The organism is Stutzerimonas nosocomialis (genome assembly GCF_005876855.1).
In the GTDB taxonomy this organism is placed as follows: domain Bacteria; phylum Pseudomonadota; class Gammaproteobacteria; order Pseudomonadales; family Pseudomonadaceae; genus Stutzerimonas; species Stutzerimonas nosocomialis.
In genome coordinates this window covers 45,276-63,729 of record NZ_QLAE01000007.1, presented here as the reverse complement: position 1 = coordinate 63,729, position 18,454 = coordinate 45,276, and the positions used below count along the sequence as shown (strand labels likewise).

Annotated in this window: 17 protein-coding genes; 12 read left to right on the top strand and 5 right to left on the bottom strand. The window is 65.6% G+C overall.

What is annotated here, in order from left to right; all coding sequences use genetic code 11:
- Positions 1-232 precede the first annotated feature (232 nt).
- On the top strand, positions 233-709 hold the full coding sequence (locus tag DN824_RS06185) for a DUF1289 domain-containing protein (protein ID WP_138407473.1): 477 nt from the start codon (positions 233-235) through the stop codon (positions 707-709).
- Between the two features lie 8 nt (positions 710-717).
- Here DN824_RS06185 and DN824_RS06180 read toward each other — a convergent pair whose 3' ends face one another.
- A complete protein-coding gene (locus DN824_RS06180; protein WP_138407472.1) occupies positions 718-1,581 on the bottom strand; it encodes a universal stress protein in 864 nt (287 codons plus the stop codon).
- 151 nt (positions 1,582-1,732) lie between these two features.
- On the opposite strand from DN824_RS06180, the gene DN824_RS06175 reads away from it, so the two are divergent.
- The gene (locus DN824_RS06175) at positions 1,733-2,332 is read left to right on the top strand and encodes a MiaE family protein (RefSeq protein ID WP_138407471.1); all 600 of its coding nucleotides are present in this window, start codon (positions 1,733-1,735) and stop codon (positions 2,330-2,332) included.
- Between the two features lie 33 nt (positions 2,333-2,365).
- On the opposite strand, the gene lpxH is transcribed toward DN824_RS06175, so the two are convergent.
- Together lpxH and DN824_RS06165 are read right to left on the bottom strand one after the other, a co-directional pair.
- Positions 2,366-3,088 carry a UDP-2,3-diacylglucosamine diphosphatase gene (gene lpxH / locus DN824_RS06170; RefSeq protein WP_138407470.1) on the bottom strand — a complete coding sequence of 241 codons (723 nt, stop codon included), beginning with the start codon at positions 3,086-3,088 and terminating at the stop codon, positions 2,366-2,368.
- 4 nt (positions 3,089-3,092) lie between these two features.
- Complete coding sequence (locus DN824_RS06165) at positions 3,093-3,587, bottom strand: peptidylprolyl isomerase (protein WP_138407469.1); 495 nt, start codon at positions 3,585-3,587, stop codon at positions 3,093-3,095.
- Positions 3,588-3,804: 217 nt separating this feature from the next.
- Here DN824_RS06165 and DN824_RS06160 point away from each other — a divergent pair, with 217 nt between their 5' ends.
- From DN824_RS06160 to DN824_RS06145, 4 genes are all read left to right on the top strand, one after another.
- Positions 3,805-5,472: a glutamine--tRNA ligase/YqeY domain fusion protein gene (locus DN824_RS06160; protein WP_138407468.1), complete on the top strand. Its 1,668-nt coding sequence runs from the start codon at positions 3,805-3,807 to the stop codon at positions 5,470-5,472.
- Positions 5,472-6,857 (top strand): cysteine--tRNA ligase, encoded by a 1,386-nt coding sequence (cysS, locus tag DN824_RS06155; RefSeq protein ID WP_138407467.1) that lies wholly within the window; start codon positions 5,472-5,474, stop codon positions 6,855-6,857. The genes DN824_RS06160 and cysS overlap by 1 nt, the downstream gene beginning before the upstream one ends.
- 63 nt (positions 6,858-6,920) lie before the next feature.
- Complete coding sequence (locus tag DN824_RS06150; RefSeq protein ID WP_138407466.1) at positions 6,921-7,262, top strand: FKBP-type peptidyl-prolyl cis-trans isomerase; 342 nt, start codon at positions 6,921-6,923, stop codon at positions 7,260-7,262.
- Between the two features lie 52 nt (positions 7,263-7,314).
- Complete coding sequence (locus DN824_RS06145) at positions 7,315-9,279, top strand: DEAD/DEAH box helicase (RefSeq protein ID WP_138407465.1); 1,965 nt, start codon at positions 7,315-7,317, stop codon at positions 9,277-9,279.
- Between the two features lie 15 nt (positions 9,280-9,294).
- On the opposite strand, the gene DN824_RS06140 is transcribed toward DN824_RS06145, so the two are convergent.
- Entirely contained in the window at positions 9,295-11,148 is a 1,854-nt protein-coding gene (locus tag DN824_RS06140) for a sigma-54-dependent Fis family transcriptional regulator (protein ID WP_138407464.1), read from the bottom strand.
- Between the two features lie 222 nt (positions 11,149-11,370).
- Here DN824_RS06140 and DN824_RS06135 point away from each other — a divergent pair, with 222 nt between their 5' ends.
- From DN824_RS06135 to DN824_RS06110, 6 genes are read left to right on the top strand one after another with little or no spacing between them, the layout of a single operon-like run.
- The gene (locus tag DN824_RS06135) at positions 11,371-12,453 is read left to right on the top strand and encodes an ABC transporter ATP-binding protein (protein ID WP_138407463.1); all 1,083 of its coding nucleotides are present in this window, start codon (positions 11,371-11,373) and stop codon (positions 12,451-12,453) included.
- 9 nt (positions 12,454-12,462) lie between these two features.
- Positions 12,463-13,560: an ABC transporter ATP-binding protein gene (locus tag DN824_RS06130; RefSeq protein ID WP_138407462.1), complete on the top strand. Its 1,098-nt coding sequence runs from the start codon at positions 12,463-12,465 to the stop codon at positions 13,558-13,560.
- Positions 13,557-14,423 (top strand): carbohydrate ABC transporter permease, encoded by an 867-nt coding sequence (locus tag DN824_RS06125; protein WP_138407461.1) that lies wholly within the window; start codon positions 13,557-13,559, stop codon positions 14,421-14,423. Before DN824_RS06130 ends, DN824_RS06125 begins: the two co-directional genes overlap by 4 nt.
- 10 nt (positions 14,424-14,433) lie before the next feature.
- A complete protein-coding gene (locus DN824_RS06120; protein ID WP_138407460.1) occupies positions 14,434-15,234 on the top strand; it encodes a carbohydrate ABC transporter permease in 801 nt (266 codons plus the stop codon).
- 8 nt (positions 15,235-15,242) lie between these two features.
- Entirely contained in the window at positions 15,243-15,515 is a 273-nt protein-coding gene (locus tag DN824_RS06115) for a DUF2160 domain-containing protein (protein WP_138407459.1), read from the top strand.
- A 43-nt stretch (positions 15,516-15,558) separates the two neighbouring features.
- Positions 15,559-17,298, top strand: a complete 1,740-nt coding sequence (locus tag DN824_RS06110) for an ABC transporter substrate-binding protein (protein ID WP_138407458.1) — start codon at positions 15,559-15,561, stop codon at positions 17,296-17,298.
- A 67-nt stretch (positions 17,299-17,365) separates the two neighbouring features.
- Here the strand turns inward: DN824_RS06110 and folD are convergent, their stop codons facing one another.
- Entirely contained in the window at positions 17,366-18,220 is an 855-nt protein-coding gene (gene folD, locus DN824_RS06105; protein WP_138407457.1) for a bifunctional methylenetetrahydrofolate dehydrogenase/methenyltetrahydrofolate cyclohydrolase FolD, read from the bottom strand.
- Positions 18,221-18,454: the final 234 nt, after the last annotated feature.

Below are 18,454 nucleotides of genomic sequence, written 5' to 3'. Positions count from 1 at the left end.
GCTTTGAAAACAGCTTCTTGTGGACAGTGGCGCCTAAAACGGCGGGCTGATTCTACTGGAAAGAGCCGCTGAAGTTAAGCGGCGACGGCCTCGCGCTGCGTCCATGTGCCGCAGCGGCGCGGTTGCCGCGCAGCGCCCGCCACGCGGCATGGGCGTGAGCGCGGCGACGGCGGCGGTGACCGGGCTTGGACAAAAGTCTAAGATGCGCGCCTGTTCAGATCATTCACGTCCCATGTCCAACCATCGCATCAAAACGCCCTGTGTCGGCCTCTGTTCGACCGTCTATGGCGATCTCGTCTGCCGCGGCTGCAAGCGCTTCCATCACGAAGTGGTGAACTGGAATGCCTATAGCGACGAGGAGAAGCGTGCCGTGTGGCGGCGCCTGGAGATCCTTCTGGTGCAGGTGATGACCGCCAAGCTGGAGGTGTTCGATGCGCCGCTGCTGCGCAGCCAGCTGGAAACGCGGCAGGTGCGTTTCGTCCCGGAGCAGTCGCCTTATTGCTGGGCGTACCAGCTGATCGCGCGCGGCTCGCGGGTGATCCAGCAGGTGGAGGCCTACGGTATCGCGCTGCTGCCCGAGTTTCGCGACTGGCCCCTGCCGCAGCTGCGCGAGGCCATCGATCGCGAATTCTTCCTGCTCTCGGAAGCGCACTACGATCGCTACATCGCACCGCGCTTCCTGGTCGAGGGCATGGAGGTGCGCGTCTAGTCGCGCGCTCAGCGACGGGCGACCAGCTCCTCGAGGTGATCGATGATCTCGTCGGGCTTGAGCACCAGCACATCGCTCTCCAGGGCGTCGAGCACGACTTCTGCGGTATTGCCCATCAGCGCTCCGGAGAACCCGGTGCGGGCAACGGTGCCGATCACCGTCACCACGGCGCCCAGCTCGTGCGACACCTTCGGAATCAGCGCGTCGGCCGGGCCTTCCTCGATGTGCAGCTGTGCGTCCGCGATCCCGTACTCGGCCTGGAAGGCCTTGCAGGCCTCGCGGTAACGTTCTTCGATGGTTTCGCGCAGCTGAAAGGCCGGATCGGCGGCCGAGAGCATGGCCGAAGGGTGCGCGCTGATCACGTGCAGCTCGCCTGAGGCCAGGCGCGCGATCTCGTACCCGTGGCTGACGATGCCCGCATGCAGGGTGCGGTGCTCCAGATCGGCGTTGCCGACATCCACCGCGGCGAGAATCTTGCCGCCGGTCCAGGGCTTGTCGGTCTTGACCATCAGCACCGGGCAGGGGCAGTAGCGCAGCAGTTTCCAGTCGTCCGGCGTGAGCAGGGCGCGCTTGAGCGGGTTGTCGGGCAGGTGCTGTTTGATCACCAGCCCGCAGCCCTGGGCCTGCTGCACGACGACCGCGGTTTGCCAGGGGTTGTCGTGCCAGGCCTGTTCGCCGCTGACGCTGAAGCCTTCTTCTCGCAGCGAGGCCTGCAGCCGCTGCAGAAGCTCGCCGTGGTCGTGCTTGCGTTCGCAGACCAGCAGATGCAGGTGCGACTGGGCGACACCGGCGATGAGTTTGGCGCGCTTGAGCACGAAGCCCTGATCCTCGTGCGCATCGATGATGACCAGAATACGGCGGATGGCTTGCATGATCGTTCTCCTGCGCGTGGATTGGGCTGACTTTCACTATAGAGGGTCGTTTCGCCCGTTGGTTTTGACCTGAGTCAGACTGGCGGGCTGGCCGCCATGCGCGCCATTCGTATAATGGCGCGCCTTTTCACAGGACCCGTCCAGGACGCCCATGTTGCTGCCCGAAATCGAAACCTTCCTGTTGTGCCCAACGCCCGCCGGCTGGATCGAGCAGGCCCTGGCTCATCAGGACGTGCTGCTGATCGACCACGCCAACTGCGAGAAGAAGGCGGCCTCCACGGCGCTGACGCTGCTGTTTCGCTATGTTGAGAAAGCCGACCTGCAATACAAGCTCTCCCGGCTGGCCCGTGAGGAGTTGCGGCATTTCGAGCAGGTGGCGGCCCTGATGAAAAAGCGCGGGGTGGCGTACCGACCGGTGAGCGCGTCGCTCTACGCCCAGCGTCTGCACAAGCACATCCGCACCAGCGAGCCGCACAAGCTGGTCGATACCCTGATTGTCGGAGCCTTCATCGAGGCGCGTTCGTGCGAGCGGTTCTACCGGCTGGCTCCGCACCTGGACGAGGAGCTGGGCACCTTCTACCGCTCGCTGCTCAAGTCCGAAGCGCGCCACTATCAGGACTACCTGAAGATGGCCGCCCAATACGCTGGCGAGCCGATCGACGATCGGGTCGCGTTCTTCGCCGAGGTCGAACGCGACGCGATCCTGACGCCGGACGAGGAGCTGCGTTTCCACAGCGGCGCGGCGGCCTAGCGATAGCGGATTCCGGGCGCAGCCGTTGCGTCGCTAGGAGAGGGGGAAGGGGTCGAGCCGATAGCCGTGCTCGTCCACCTGGAGCGCCCAGCCTTGGCGATCCCAGTCGCCGAGCACGATGCGCTGGGCCGGATGGCCGTCTATTTCCAGCTCGTGAATCGCCGGTCGGTGGGTGTGGCCATGGATCAGGCGTGTGACGCCATGCCGGCGCAGCAAGGGCGGTACTTCCTCGGGCGTGACGTCGACGATGTCGCTGGCCTTCATGCGGGTCTGTTCGCGGCTCTGCCGGCGCAGATTGCTCGCCAGTTTCTGCCGTGTGGAGAGCGGCAGGTTGCGCAGGACGAACAGGCTCAACGGGTTGCGTAGCCAGCGGCGCAGACGCATGTAGGCCTCGTCGCGGGTGCAGAGGCTGTCGCCGTGCATCAGCAGCACCGGTTCGCCGTTGAAACGTTGCACGCAGGGGTCGGCCAGCAGGGTGCAGCCGGCTTCGCGGCAGAAGTCCCGGCCAAGCAGAAAGTCGCGGTTGCCATGCATGAGATAGACCGCGACGCCGCCATCGCTGAGCCTGCGCAGGGCCTTGGCGATCGAGTGCTGAAAGGGCGACATGGCGTCGTCACCGATCCAGGCTTCGAAGAAGTCGCCCAGGATGTAGAGCGCCTTGGCCTGTGGCGCGCGGGTCTCGAGAAAATGCAGAAACGCCCGGGTGATGTCCGGGCGTTGTTCTTCGAGGTGCAGATCCGAGATCAGCAGGATCACATCATCACTCGACAATTTCGGCCTTTTCGATGATGACGTCATCGACCGGCACGTCCTGGTGACCCGACTTCATGGTCGTGGCCACGCCCTTGATCTTGTTCACCACGTCCATGCCGTCGGTCACTTCACCGAAGACCGCATAGCCCCAGCCCTGCACGGTGGGCGCGGTGTGGTCGAGGAAGGTGTTGTCGGCGACGTTGATGAAGAACTGCGCGGAGGCCGAGTGCGGTTCCATGGTGCGGGCCATGGCGACGGTGCCGACCTTGTTCGACAGGCCGTTGTTGGCCTCGTTCTTGATCGGGGTGCGGGTTGGCTTCTGCTTCATGCCCGGCTCGAAGCCGCCGCCCTGGATCATGAAGTTGCCGATCACCCGGTGGAACACCGTGTTGTCGTAATGGCCGGCACTCACGTACTCCTTGAAGTTGGCCACCGTTGCCGGGGCCTTGTCTTCGAACAGCTTGAGGGTGATGACGCCGTGGTTGGTGTGGAGTTTGATCATCTGAACTATTCCGTTTCGGTGGGCAGATAGCGTTGCGACAGTGACGCTGGAGCAAATGCTGCAGGTTCAGCACGGATCGCTGCCTCGTGCCGCCACCTCTGAACCAGGCATGGCGTAGGCGCTTTGCTCTGTCAGGGGGTTGACGGGTCCGCTATCATAAGCCCTTTGATCTGACCGGCCTACCCTGAGCCGCGCACCGCATAACGTTAAGGACGCCATGAGCAAGCCCGAGACTGTCGCCGCTTCGAACTTTCTTCGCCCCATCGTCCAGGCCGACCTGGACACGGGTAAACATGCGAAGGTCATCACCCGTTTTCCGCCGGAGCCCAACGGCTACCTGCACATCGGCCACGCCAAGTCGATCTGCCTGAACTTCGGCCTGGCCGAGGAGTTCGGCGGCGAGTGCAACCTGCGTTTCGACGACACCAACCCGGCCAAGGAAGACCAGGAATACATCGACGCGATCAAGAGCGACGTGCAGTGGCTGGGCTTCCAGTGGGCGGGAGAAGAGCGCTACGCCTCCAATTACTTCGATCAGCTGCACGACTGGGCGATCCACCTGATCAAGGCCGGCAAGGCCTATGTCGATGATCTTTCTCCTGAGCAGGCGCGCGAGTACCGCGGCACGCTCACCGAGCCGGGCAGGAACAGCCCGTTCCGCGACCGCAGCGTGGAGGAGAACCTGGACCTCTTCGCACGGATGAAGGCCGGCGAGTTCCCCGATGGCGCGCGGGCGCTGCGGGCGAAGATCGACATGGCCGCGCCGAACATGAACCTGCGCGACCCGATTCTCTACCGCATCCGCCATGCCCATCACCACCAGACCGGCGACAAGTGGTGCATCTACCCGAGCTACGACTTCACCCACGGTCAGTCCGACGCCCTCGAAGGCATCACCCACTCGATCTGCACCCTGGAGTTCGAAGATCACCGCCCGCTGTACGAGTGGTTCCTGGATAACCTCCCGGTCCCGGCCAAGCCGCGCCAGTACGAATTCGCCCGGCTCAACCTGAACTACACCATCACCAGCAAGCGCAAGCTCAAGCAGCTGGTCGACGAGAAGCACGTCAACGGCTGGGACGATCCGCGCATGTCGACGCTGTCCGGCTATCGCCGCCGTGGCTACACGCCGGCTTCGATCCGGACCTTCTGCGACATGATCGGCGTCAACCGCGCCGGCGGCGTGGTGGACATCGGCATGCTGGAGTTCGCCATCCGCGAGGACCTGGACGCCAATGCCGCCCGTGCCATGTGCGTGCTCAAGCCGCTGAAGGTGGTGATCACCAACTACCCCGAAGGCAAGGTCGAGAACCTCGAGCTGCCGCGCCATCCGAAGCAGGATATGGGCGTGCGCGTGCTGCCGTTCTCCCGCGAGCTGTACATCGATGCCAGCGACTTCGAGGAAGTCCCGCCCGCCGGCTACAAGCGGCTGATTCCCGGCGGGGAAGTGCGCCTGCGCGGCAGCTACGTGATCCGCGCCGACGAAGCGATCAAGGACGCCGCCGGTAACGTCGTCGAACTGCGTTGCTCCTATGACGAGAACACCCTCGGCAAGAACCCGGAAGGGCGCAAGGTCAAGGGCGTGATCCACTGGGTGCCGGCCGCCGAGAGCGTCGAATGCGAGGTGCGCCTGTACGATCGCCTGTTCCGTTCGGCCAATCCGGAAAAGAGCGAGGAGGGCGGCAGCTTCCTCGACAACATCAACCCGGAGTCGCTGGTCGTGCTGACCGGCTGCCGCGCCGAGCCGTCGCTGGCCCAGGCGCAGCCCGAGGAGCGTTTCCAGTTCGAGCGCGAAGGCTATTTCTGCGCCGACCTGAAGGACTCCAGGCCCGGCGCGCCGGTGTTCAACCGCACCGTCACCCTGCGTGATTCCTGGGGACAGTGATGGCGCTCTCGATCTACAACACGCTCAGCAAGACCAAGGAAGTCTTCCAGCCGCTGGAAGGCAACAGCGTGCGCATGTACGTCTGCGGCATGACCGTCTACGACTACTGCCACCTGGGTCATGGGCGCAGCATGGTCGCCTTCGACGTGATCACCCGCTGGTTGCGCCACAGCGGTTATGACCTGACCTACGTGCGCAACATCACCGACATCGACGACAAGATCATCAACCGTGCCCGCGAGAACGGCGAAGCCTTCGACGTGCTCACCGAGCGCATGATCGCCGCGATGCACGAGGACGAAGCGCGCCTCAACATCCTCAAGCCGGACCAGGAGCCGCGTGCGACCGATCACATCGCCGGCATGCACGCGATGATCCAGACGCTGATCGACAAGGGCTTCGCCTACGCGCCGGGCAATGGCGACGTCTACTACCGCGTCGGGCGCTTCGCCGGCTACGGCAAGCTGTCGCGCCGGCGCATCGAGGACCTGCGCATCGGTGCCCGCATCGAGCCGGGCGAGGCGAAGGAAGACCCGCTGGACTTCGTGCTCTGGAAGGGCGCCAAGCCCGGCGAGCCGAGCTGGGATTCGCCGTGGGGCAAGGGCCGTCCTGGCTGGCACATCGAATGCTCGGTGATGTCCACCTGCTGCCTGGGCGAGTCGTTCGACATCCATGGCGGCGGCAACGACCTGGAATTCCCGCACCACGAGAACGAGATCGCCCAGAGCGAGGCGGCCACCGGCAAGCCCTACGCCAAATCCTGGCTGCACTGCGGGATGATCACCATCAACGGCGAGAAGATGTCCAAGTCGCTGGGCAACTTCTTCACCATCCGCGAGGTGCTGGAGAAGTATCACCCCGAGGTGGTGCGCTACCTGTTGATCGCCAGCCACTATCGCAGCCCGATCAACTATTCCGAAGACAACCTGCGCGAAGCCAAGGCCGCGCTGGAGCGCTTCTACAACGCGCTCAAGGGATTGCCGGCGGCCGAGCCCGCCGGGGGCGAGGCCTTCGTGGAGCGCTTTGGCGCGGCGATGGACGATGACTTCAATACGGCCGGCGCCTGCTCCGTGCTGTTCGAGCTTGCCCGGGAAGTCAACCGCCTGCGCGACAGCGAGCCGGAAACGGCGGCCGCGCTCGCGGCGCGGCTCAAGCAGCTGGGCGGACTGCTCGGCGTGCTGCAGCTGGACCCGGACGCCTTCCTCCAGGCGGGCGCCGAAGGCAAGGTCGATGCCGCCGAGGTCGAGGCGCTGATCGCCGCGCGCCTGCAGGCGCGTGCCGAAAAGAACTGGGCCGAGTCCGACCGTATCCGCGACCAGCTGAGCGCCATGGGCGTGGTCCTGGAAGACGGCAAGGGCGGTACCACCTGGCGTCTGGCCGATTAGCCCGGCTGGATGACCGAGCGCCGCCTGCGGGCGGCGTTTTTCATGGCGAAACGAGGAACGGCGATGAGCACGCAGTTACAGGTTGAAGATCTGGTGATGGGCGACGGCAAGGAAGTGGTCAAGGGCGCCCTGATCACCACGCACTACGATGGCACCCTGGAGGACGGCACGCGGTTCGATTCCTCCCATGCGCGCGGCAAGCCGTTTCAGTGCGTGATCGGTACCGGCCGGGTCATCAAGGGTTGGGACCAGGGGCTGATGGGGATGCGCGTCGGCGGCAAGCGTCGGCTGTTCGTACCGGCATCGCTGGCCTACGGCGAGCGGCAGGTGGGCGAGCACATCAAGCCGCATTCCAACCTGATCTTCGAGATCGAGCTGCTCGAAGTGCTGACCCGCGACGACTGATCCAGAACCCGGCCCAGTCACCTCGGCCATCCCTTCCGGTTGGACCCTTTCGATGCCCTCCGCTGTACAGCGCTACACGCAACTCATCGCCAAGGCGCTCGCGCGCTATTTCCCACGCACCACCGCCTATCTGCGGGCCGAGCGCGAGGCCGCCGCCCGTGCGGCGAAACCCAAGCGCCGCAAGGCGGCGACGAAGCCGCGCAAGACCTCGTCCCGGGCCAAGACGGCGTCCGCCGAGGGGAGCGGAAAGCGCAAGGCCGCAGCGACACCGAAGGTAGCCCGCGCGCGGGGCATCTACAGCGCGACGCCGATGCCCGTGACGCAGGCGAAAATCCAGGCGATGCGCGCCCAGGTCGCGGCTGCGGCGCGGGCCGGCGTGGTCAGCGAGCCGTCTCCGGCGCAGTGGGCGATGATCCTCAGCGACCAGCCGCTGACCCGGATCTTCGCCGGGGCCGGGTCGGGCAAGTCGACGACGCTGGTGCTGCGCCTGGTGTTCATGCTCCGCCACCTGGACATCGAGCCCGGGCGCATCACGGTGATCTCCTTCACCAACGCCTCCTGTGCGGAGTTGCGCGCGCAGCTGATCAGGGTGCTCGCGTTCTGGCAGCATCCCTTCGACCAGACGCAGGCGCGCCAATGCGTGCGTACCTTCCATTCGGCGATGGGGGTGATGGCCAAGGCGCTGCTGGGCAATCCGGCCTGGTTCGAGCAGCTGGGCGAGGGCGCGGCGGCGGGTACCAGGGAGCTGGACAACCCCCTCGCGGGCGGCCGGCTCGGCGCCGCGCAGCGGCAGCTGCTGCACCAGGCGTACGACAGTGCCTATGCCGGTGACGCTCGTTTTCGCCGCCATGTCCACGCCTTGCTCGGCTCCTCACCACCCGATGAAAGCGAGCCGCTGCCCAGAGCGCCGACGACGCCCTTCAGGCTCGAAGGCGAGCTGAGCCCGGCGCCGCTGCACGAGGCCTTCTTCCAGCAGGCCGGGTTCATGCAGAGCATCGGCCTTTGCATCGGCAGCCTGGACCCGCAATCGCTGGCCTGCAGCGCTCGCGAGCGGACGTTCTGCGAGGCGCTGGTGCTGTTCTGGGAACATTTCCAGGCCGCGCTGCGAGCCCGAGACCTGATGACCTTCGATGACGCCTTCGCCCAGCTGACCGCGAGGCTGGCCGGCAACGAGCCGATGCCCGGCGAGCTGCTCGAGCCGTTCGGGCATCTGTTGATCGATGAGTTCCAGGACATCTCCCCGCAGATCGTACAGTGGCTGCAGGCGCTGCACCGGCGGCTGGCTGGCGAGCGGCGGGCGGTCAGCCTGATGGCCATTGGCGACGACTGGCAGTCGATCTACGGCTGGCGGGGCAGTTCGCCGGAGCTGTTCATCGATTTCGATCGACACTTCCCGGTCAAGGGCAAGGCGCGCAGTACGCAACTGGTGCTGGGTACCAACTACCGCTCCATCGAGCCGATCATCCGCGACGGGGAAGCGGTGCTTTCGGCGGTCGCCTGCAAGCAGCCCAAGCAGAGCGAAGCGGTTCGGCCGCTGCAGGACGGCGATCATGGCGTCCGGCTGGTCACGCCCTTCGACATCCGCACGGGATTGCCGGGCCTGCTGCAGGAGATCGCGACGCAGTGCCGGCATGCCGCCGCGCGCGGCGGGCGCGAACGGACGGCGGTTTTGCTGCTGAGCCGGCGAAACGAGCCCCTCAAGCAGATCCAGGCACAGCTGGCGCCCGGCTTGCCGGTGAAGGCGATGACGATTCACCGGGCCAAGGGGCTGCAGGCGGAGGTGGCGATCATCGTCGACGACTGCCTGCCGGGCGCCCCGCACCCGCTGCGCAACGCGTTGTATGCCCGGTGCGGTTTCTTTCGCAGCAGCTATGACCAGGCGATGGCCGATGAGTCGCTGCGGCTGGCGTACGTCGCGATCACACGGGGTGTGAGCCGGGTGCTCTGGTTCGCCCGCAAGCCCCAGGGCGCCACCGCGCTGCTCGGCCCGCGCGAATCCCAGGGCAGGGCGCGATGAGTGCCGTATCGGGCGCTATGCGGAGTCGATGGAGGAATACAGCCCTTCGGCGCGCAGGCGCTTGTAGAGCGTGTTGCGGCTGATGCCCAGGCGCCGTGCGAGGTTCGAGACATTGCCGCCGCACGCCGCGAGCTGTTCGCCCAAGGCCCTGCCATCGAGCGATCGGAACGGCAGCACGTCGGAGAGCGTGGCGAGGGACCGGCGCTCGCAGGTCGAGGCGTCGAGATCGGCGAAGAAGTCTTCCGGCAGGTGCTCGAGGCCGATCGGCTGCTCCTCGGCCAGCGCCAGCGCGACCTGAACGACGCTGCTGGCCTGACGCAGATTGCCCGGCCAGGGATGCCGCGCGAACAGCTCCAGCACTTCCTGGCTCAGGCCTTGCGTCTGGTGCGGTTCGCGGTGCTGCGCCCACAGCTGCTGAAACAGCGCCTGACGGTCGCTGCGCTCGCGTAACGGCGGAAGGGTCAGGCTAAGCCCGCTGATGCGGTAGTACAGGTCCTGCCGGAAGCGCCCGGCCTGGATCTCCTCGCGCAGCGAGCGATGGGTGGCGCAGATCAGCCGAAAATCCACCGCGCAGGGCTCGCCGCCCCCGAGCGGTTGCACGCTGCGCTCCTGCAGCACGCGCAACAGCCGCGCCTGCAGCGCCGGCGGCATGTCGCCTATCTCGTCGAGAAACAGGATGCCGCCGTTGGCCTTGCGGATCAGCCCGACGCTGCCCTTGTGGCTGGCGCCGGTAAAGGCGCCTTTTTCGTAGCCGAACAGCTCGGACTCGATCAGCTCGGCCGGTATCGCCGCGCAGTTGACGGCGATCAGCGGCGCATCGGCCCGGCTGCTGCGCCGATGCAGCACCCTGACCAGCACTTCCTTGCCAACGCCGGTTTCGCCCTGGATGAGCAGGGGGATGTCCTTCTCCAGCAGACGCTGCGCCTGCTCGACCTTGGCGTGCACGCGGGGATCGCCCAGTTCGATCGCCGGAGATGCGTGCCGGTGCGCGCAGGCCTGGGCCGGGCGCCTTGGCCGCAACGGGCGGCGCAACCGACCGTGGAAGCGATGCCGACCGGTCGCATGCAGCACCAGCGGGCGATCCTCGGGCTGATCCAGCAGCTGGCGCAGCGGCAGGTCGAACAGCGACTCGATGCGCATCCGCGCCAGCGGCATGCCCAGCAGGCTGTCGGCCCGCCGGTTGGCGCAGACCACTTCGCCCGCTTCGTCGAAGATCAGCAGGCCCGCCCACTGGCTGTCGAGGCTGTCCTGTCCGGTGTTGAAGGTCAGCTGGAAATAGTCGTCATGGAACAGGTTGAGCAGCAGGCGGTTCTCCACCGACTGGCTCATCACCTTGACCATGCCCAGGGTGTGGGAGGGCGGCAGGTAACTGTCGCTGGAGACATCGAGCACGCCGACCAGCCGCCGCTCGGCATCGAAGATCGGCGCCGCCGCGCCGGTGAGGTAGCGGTTGGCCTCGAGGAAATGCTCGTCGCGCTGGATGTGCACCGCCTGGCCGCTGAACAGCGCCGTGCCGATCGCATTGGTGCCGGTGGTGCGCTCGACCCAGCTGGCGCCGCTGGCGAACCCGGCCTGCTGCGTCGGCTCGACGAAGCGCCGGTCGCCCCAGGCCTGCAGGAGCCGACCCTGGTCGTCCGCCAGCAGGATCAGGCAACGGGTGTTGGAGAGGATGTTGTCGTAGTAGGGCAGCACCTCGCGCTGGGTCGTGTGCACCAGGCGCTCTCGCCGCTCGAGCAGGAGGCTGACCTCGTCGGCCGCGGGTCGACCGAAGACCGGATGGCTGCGGTGGGTGAGGCCGTATTCTTCGCACCGCGCCCAGGACTCTCTGATCATGGCGTGATGGGATGCGACCTTGGCGCTATGGACCATGGCTGTGCCTTGCGCGCTGCGCGTTCTTGTTGTTCTGGCGAGGCTCGCGGGGGAGCTAACTGAACAGTCTTGTTCAGATCTGTTCACTGTCAATGTTCGAAAATGTTCATTTGAACAGCGGCAAACTCCGTCTCCAGCGGAGAAGGGCCGTGCCAGACGCGGCCGTGGGCGATGGCATGGTTGTCGCTATGGGAGTCGGCATGACAACCATAAGGATGCGTCATGTCACTTACCCTGGATCATGTCTCCAGAGCGGTGGACGGCCAGCTTCACATCGATGAGGCGAACCTGCATTTCGAGCCCGGTTCCTTCAACGTGCTGATCGGTCGCACGCTGTCCGGCAAGACCTCGCTGATGCGCCTGATGGCCGGGCTGGACAAGCCGACCCGCGGACGGATCCTGATCGACGGGGTGGACGTGACCGGCGTGCCGGTGCGCAAGCGCAACGTGTCGATGGTCTATCAGCAGTTCATCAACTACCCGACCTTGAGCGTCTTCGAGAACATCGCCTCGCCGTTGCGCCAGGCCGGCGTGGCCAGGGCCGAAGTCGAGCGCCGGGTCCGCGAAACCGCCGAAATGCTGCACATCGAGGCGTATCTGGATCGGCTCCCGCTGGAGCTCTCCGGCGGGCAGCAGCAGCGCACGGCGATGGCCCGCGCGCTGGTCAAGGACGCCGAGCTGGTGCTGTTCGACGAGCCCCTGGTCAACCTCGACTACAAGCTGCGCGAGGAGCTGCGCCAGGAGATGCGCGAGCTGTTCCGCACCCGCCGCAGCATCGCGGTATACGCCACCACCGAGCCCAACGAGGCGCTGGCCCTGGGCGGCACCGCCACCGTTCTGCACGAGGGACGGGTGCTGCAGAGCGGGCCGACCGCCGAGGTCTACCATCGGCCCAACCAGATGCTCGCGGCCGAGCTGTTCTCCGAGCCGCCGATCAACCTGTTGCCCGGGCGCATCGCCGCCGCCGAGGTGAGCTTCATGGATTGCCTGCACTTTCCCCTGAACGCCGACCTGCGAACGCTCGGCGAAGGCGATTACCGCTTCGGCGTCAGGCCGAGCCACATTGGCCTGGTGCCTTCTAACGACGATGACCTCGAGGTATCGGGCAGCGTCGAGCTGGCCGAAATCAGCGGCTCGGAGACCTTCCTCCACGTGCGCAACGACCACTTCGGCCTGGTGCTGCACCTGCAAGGGGTGCACGACTACCCGGTGGATTCGCCGATCCGCGTCTACATCCCGACCCACAAGCTGTTCGTGTTCGACGCGCAGGGCCGCCTGGCCCAGGCGCCGGCGCGGCGTGCCTAGGAGCTGACCATGGCCGAAATCCGCCTGCAGAACCTGGCCCACAGCTATGCCGAACGGCCGGCGGGGCCGCAGGACTATGCGATCCGCGAGATGGACCATGTCTGGGAGCAGGGCGGCGCCTACGCCCTGCTGGGGCCGTCCGGCTGTGGCAAGTCGACCCTGCTCAACATCATCTCCGGCCTGCTCAGCCCGTCCGAAGGCAAAGTGCTGTTCGACGCGCGGGAGGTGAACCGGCTGACGCCGGAGCAGCGCAACATCGCCCAGGTTTTCCAATTTCCGGTGGTGTACGACACCATGACGGTGTTCGACAACCTGGCCTTCCCGCTGCGCAATCAGGGCCTGGCCGAGGCGCGGGTGACGAGCAAGGTGAACGAGATCGCCGAGGTACTGGACCTGCAGCCGTTGCTGGGCCGGAAGGCGCGCAACCTGACGGCCGACGAGAAGCAGAAGGTCTCGATGGGGCGTGGCCTGGTACGTGACGACGTCTCCGCGATCCTCTTCGACGAACCGCTGACGGTGATCGACCCGCACCTCAAATGGAAGCTGCGGCGCAAGCTCAAGCAGATCCACGAGCAGTTCAACATCACCATGATCTACGTCACCCACGATCAGCTGGAGGCCTCGACCTTCGCCGACAAGATCGCGGTGATGCACGGCGGGCAGATCGTCCAGTTCGGCACGCCGCGCGAGCTGTTCGAGCGGCCACGCCACACCTTCGTCGGTTTTTTCGTCGGCAGCCCCGGGATGAACCTGATCGAGGTCCAGGCCGAGCAGGGCGGCGTCGGCTTCGGCGAACAGCACCTGCCGCTGCCCGAGGCGCTGCGCGGGCAGCTTCCGGCGCTGGCGGGCAAGCGCCTGCAGATCGGCATCCGTCCCGAGTTCATTCATGTCGTCGACGAGCCCTGTGCCGGCGCGATGCAGGCCGAGGTGGTGCGCCTCGAAGACCTGGGCACCTACAAGATCCTCAGCGTTCGCCTGCAGGGCCATCTGCTCAAGGCCCGCCTGCCGGAGGAGCAGAGCCCGGCGCGCGAGGTGGTCTGGGTGTCGTTCCCGGCGCAGTGGCTGATGCTTTATGCCGACGACCTGCTGGTGGAGGCGCACCCATGAACCGCACCCCTAACAACCGCGCCTGGTGGCTGGTGTTGCCGGTATTCGCGCTGGTGGCCTTCAGCGCCGTCCTGCCGATGATGACCGTGGTCAACTATTCGGTGCAGGACATCTTCGATTCCTCGACCCGCTTCCTGGTCGGTGCCGACTGGTACCGCCAGGTGCTGCGCGACCCCCGCCTGCACGACTCGCTGCTGCGCCAGTTCATCTTTTCCGGCTGCGTGCTGCTGATCCAGATTCCGCTGGGCATCGCCGTTGCGCTGACGATGCCGACCCGGGGGCGCTGGGCCTCGTTCTGCCTGATCGTGATGGCCATTCCGCTGCTGATTCCGTGGAACGTGGTGGGGACCATCTGGCAGATTTTCGGCCGCGCCGACATCGGCCTGCTGGGCTACGCGCTGAACGCCCTGGGGATCAGCTACAACTACGCCTCCAACACCCGCGACGCCTGGGTGACGGTGCTGGTGATGGACGTCTGGCACTGGACTTCGCTGGTCGCGCTGCTCTGTTACTCGGGGCTGCGCGCGATCCCGGACGTGTATTACCAGGCCGCGCGTATCGACCGCGCCTCGGCCTGGGCGGTGTTTCGCCACATCCAGCTGCCCAAGCTCAAGAGCGTGCTGCTGATCGCCGTGATGCTGCGCTTCATGGACAGCTTCATGATCTACACCGAACCCTTCGTGCTGACCGGCGGCGGGCCTGGCAACGCGACCACCTTCCTCAGCCAGACGCTGACCAAGATGGCGGTCGGCCAGTTCGACCTGGGGCCTGCGGCGGCGTTCTCGCTGATCTACTTCCTCATCATCCTGCTGGTGTCCTGGCTGTTCTACACGGCCATGACGCACGGCGATCAGACGCGCTGAGGAGCCAACCATGAGCCTGCGCAAGCGTGTCGTGCTGCTGGTGTACATCCTCTTCCTGATGGTGCCCATCTACTGGCTGATGAACATGTCGTTCAAGAGCAACACCGAGATACTCGGTGGGCTCACGCTCTGGCCACGGGACTTCACCCTGGACAACTACCGGGTGATCTTCACCGACCGATCCTGGTACAGCGGCTACATCAATTCGCTGTACTACGTCTGTCTCAATACGGTGATCTCGCTGGTGGTGGCACTGCCGGCCGCGTACGCGTTCTCGCGCTTCCGCTTTCTCGGCGACAAGCACCTGTTCTTCTGGCTGCTGACCAACCGCATGGCGCCGCCCGCGGTGTTCCTGTTGCCGTTCTTCCAGCTCTATTCGTCGATCGGGTTGTTCGACACCCACATCGCCGTGGCGCTGGCGCATTGCCTGTTCAACGTGCCGCTGGCGGTGTGGATTCTCGAGGGCTTCATGTCGGGCGTGCCCAAGGAAATCGACGAGACGGCCTACCTCGACGGCTACAGCTTTCCCAAGTTCTTCGTGAAGCTGTTCATCCCCCTGATCGGCTCGGGGATCGGCGTGACGGCCTTCTTCTGCTTCATGTTTTCCTGGGTGGAGCTGCTGCTGGCCCGCACCCTGACCTCGGTCGATGCCAAGCCCATCGTCGCCGTGATGACCCGGACCGTTTCGGCTTCCGGCATCGACTGGGGCGTGCTCGCGGCGGCGGGCGTGCTCACCATCCTGCCCGGGATGCTGGTGATCTGGTTCGTTCGCAATCATGTGGCCAAGGGTTTCGCCCTTGGCCGGGTATAGGAGGCGACATGAGCTGGATGGCCTGGACCCTGCCCACGGCGCTGTTTTTCTGCGCGATAGGGCTGACGCTGGTGACCATGACCCTGTGGGAGCTGCGCCATCCCTGCGCGCCGCGTCGTGGCTGGCTGCCGATCACCACCACCCGGGGCGACCGGCTGTTCATCGGATTGCTCGGCAGCGCCTACTGGCACCTGATGCTGGTGGGGCTGACCGACTGGAGCATCTGGATAGCGTCCGCGCTGTCCGTCGTCTGGCTGTTTGCGGTGATGCGCTGGGGGTGAGCCGCAAGGCCGCTCTGTTCCGAATAACCCAATGGAGGTGTCTATGTTCGACAATAAAAACAACACCCGACAGGGCATGGCGCTGGCGGCCCTGCTGACGTTGTCCGGCGTCACCGGCTCGGCCTGGGCCGATGCCTACGAAGAGGCGGCCAAAAAGTGGATCGAATCCGAGTTCAACCCCTCGACGCTGACGCCCGAGCAGCAGATGGAGGAGTTGCGCTGGTTCATCAAGGCGGCCGAACCCTTTCGCGGCATGGATATCAACGTGGCGTCGGAGACCATCACCACCCACGAGTACGAATCCAAGACCCTGGCGCGCGCCTTCCAGGAGATCACCGGCATCCGGCTGCGCCACGACCTGATGCAGGAGGGGGATGTGGTGGAGAAACTGCAGACCCAGATGCAGTCGGGCAAGAACATCTACGACGGCTACATCAACGATTCGGACCTGATCGGCACGCATTTTCGCTATGGCAAGGCGGTCGCCATCAGCGACATGATCGAGAACGAGGCCAAGGACTACACCTTGCCGACCCTCGATCTGCAGGACTTCATCGGTCTGTCGTTCACCACCGGGCCGGACGGCAAGGTGTACCAGCTGCCGGTCCAGCAGTTCGCCAACCTCTACTGGTTCCGCGCCGACTGGTTCGAGCGTCCGGAACTCAAGGCGCAGTTCAAGGAGCGCTATGGCTACGAGCTGGGTGTGCCGATCAACTGGTCGGCCTACGAAGACATCGCCGAGTTCTTCAGCAAGCACGTGAAGGAAATCGACGGCCAGCGGGTGTATGGCCACATGGATTACGGCAAGAAGGACCCGTCGCTCGGTTGGCGCTTCACCGATGCCTGGTTCTCCATGGCCGGTGCCGGCGACAAGGGCCTGCCCAACGGGTTGCCGGTCGACGAATGGGGCATTCGCGTCGAGGATTGCCATCCGGTGGGTTCGAGCGTCTCGCGCGGCGGCGCGACCAATGGTCCGGCGGCCGTCTATGCCACCCAGAAGTACGTCGACTGGATGCGCGAGTACGCGCCGCGCGAAGCCCAGGGCATGACCTTTTCCGAGTCCGGCCCCGTGCCTGCGCAAGGCAACATCGCTCAGCAGATCTTCTGGTACACCGCCTTCACGGCCGACATGACCAAGCCGGGGCTGCCGGTGGTCAACGAGGACGGTACGCCCAAGTGGCGCATGGCGCCGTCGCCGAAGGGGCCGTACTGGGAGGAGGGCATGAAGCTCGGTTATCAGGACGCTGGCGCCTGGACCTTCCTCGACTCGACCCCGGAGAAGCGCCGGCTGGCGGCCTGGTTGTACGCGCAGTTCACCGTGTCCAAGACCGTATCGCTGAAGAAGACGCTGGTGGGGCTGACGCCGATCCGCGAGTCGGACATCAACTCCCAGGCGATGACCGAGGCAGCGCCGAAACTGGGCGGCCTGGTGGAGTTCTATCGCAGCCCGGCCCGGGTGCAGTGGACGCCGACCGGCACCAACGTGCCGGATTATCCGCGCCTGGCGCAGCTGTGGTGGCAGTTCATCGCCGAGGCGGCCAGCGGGGACAAGACGCCCCAGGAGGCGCTCGATGGCCTTGCCGAAGCCCAGGACACCATGATGGCGCGACTGGAGCGCGCCAAGGTGCAGCCCAAGTGCGGCCCGAAGATGAACGAGCCGCGCGACCCCGAGTACTGGCTGAGCCAGCCCGGCGCGCCGAAGCCCAAGCTTTCCAACGAAAAGCCCCAGGGCCAGACGGTGAGCTATGGGGAACTGATCAAGTCCTGGCAGACGCCGCGCTGATCGCGCTGCGCCCGTAACGCAAAACGGCACCCGAGGGTGCCGTTTTCATGCCGGCTTCAGGCGAGCATCAGGCGTGCAGATGCTCGGCCGCGTGCAGGGTGTTTTCCAGCAGGCAGGCGCGGGTCATCGGGCCGACGCCGCCCGGGACCGGCGTGATCCAGCCGGCACGCTGCAGGGCCGGCTCGTACTCCACGTCGCCGACCAGCTTGCCATCGGCCTGCCGGTTGATGCCGACATCGATGACGATCGCCCCCGGCTTGATCCACTCGCCCTTGACCAGTCCGGTAATGCCGGTGGCCACCACCACCAGGTCGGCGCGGCGGACGTGGTCGGCCAGGTCTCGGGTGAAGCGGTGGGTGACGGTGGTCGTGCAGCCGGCCAGCAACAGCTCGAGGGCCATCGGCCGGCCGACGATGTTCGATGCGCCCACCACCACGGCGTCGAGCCCGTAGAGGTCGACGCCGGTGCTCTGCAGCAGGGTCATGATGCCCTTGGGGGTGCAGGGCCTCAGCAGCGGCATGCGCTGGGCGAGGCGGCCGATGTTGTAGGGGTGGAAGCCGTCGACATCCTTGTCCGGGCGGATGCGTTCGAGCAGCAGGGAAGCGTCCAGGTGCCTGGGCAGCGGCAGCTGGACGAGGATGCCGTCCACCGACGGGTCTTCGTTGAGCTGGTCGATCAGCTCGAGCAGGGCATCCTGTGCGGTGTCGGCGGGCAGGTCATAGGCCTGGGACTTGAAACCGACCTCTTCGCAGTCCTTGCGCTTGTGGGCCACGTATACCTGCGAAGCCGGATCGGTGCCGACCAGGATCACCGCCAGGCCAGGCGCCCGCAAACCCTGTTCGCGACGCTCGGTAACCTGCCTGGCGATCTGTTGGCGGATATCGGCTGCGATCGTTTTACCGTCGATCAATTGTGCGGTCATGACGCTTGGCTAACCATCGGATGGGTTGAAAAAGGACGCGCATTCTCGCATGGTGAGGCGGCCCGGCAAAGGCGGCGAGCCCCGGTTTCCCTGTAACTCCTTTATCTCGCTGAAATTTTTCGAGATTTACTGTTGACGGGTAGCGGGCTGCTCTATAAGATTCGCCCCGCTTGTCGAGCACAGCCTACCGCTGGGTAAGATGGCGGTGAGGGAGAAATCCTTCGCAGCCGGAGC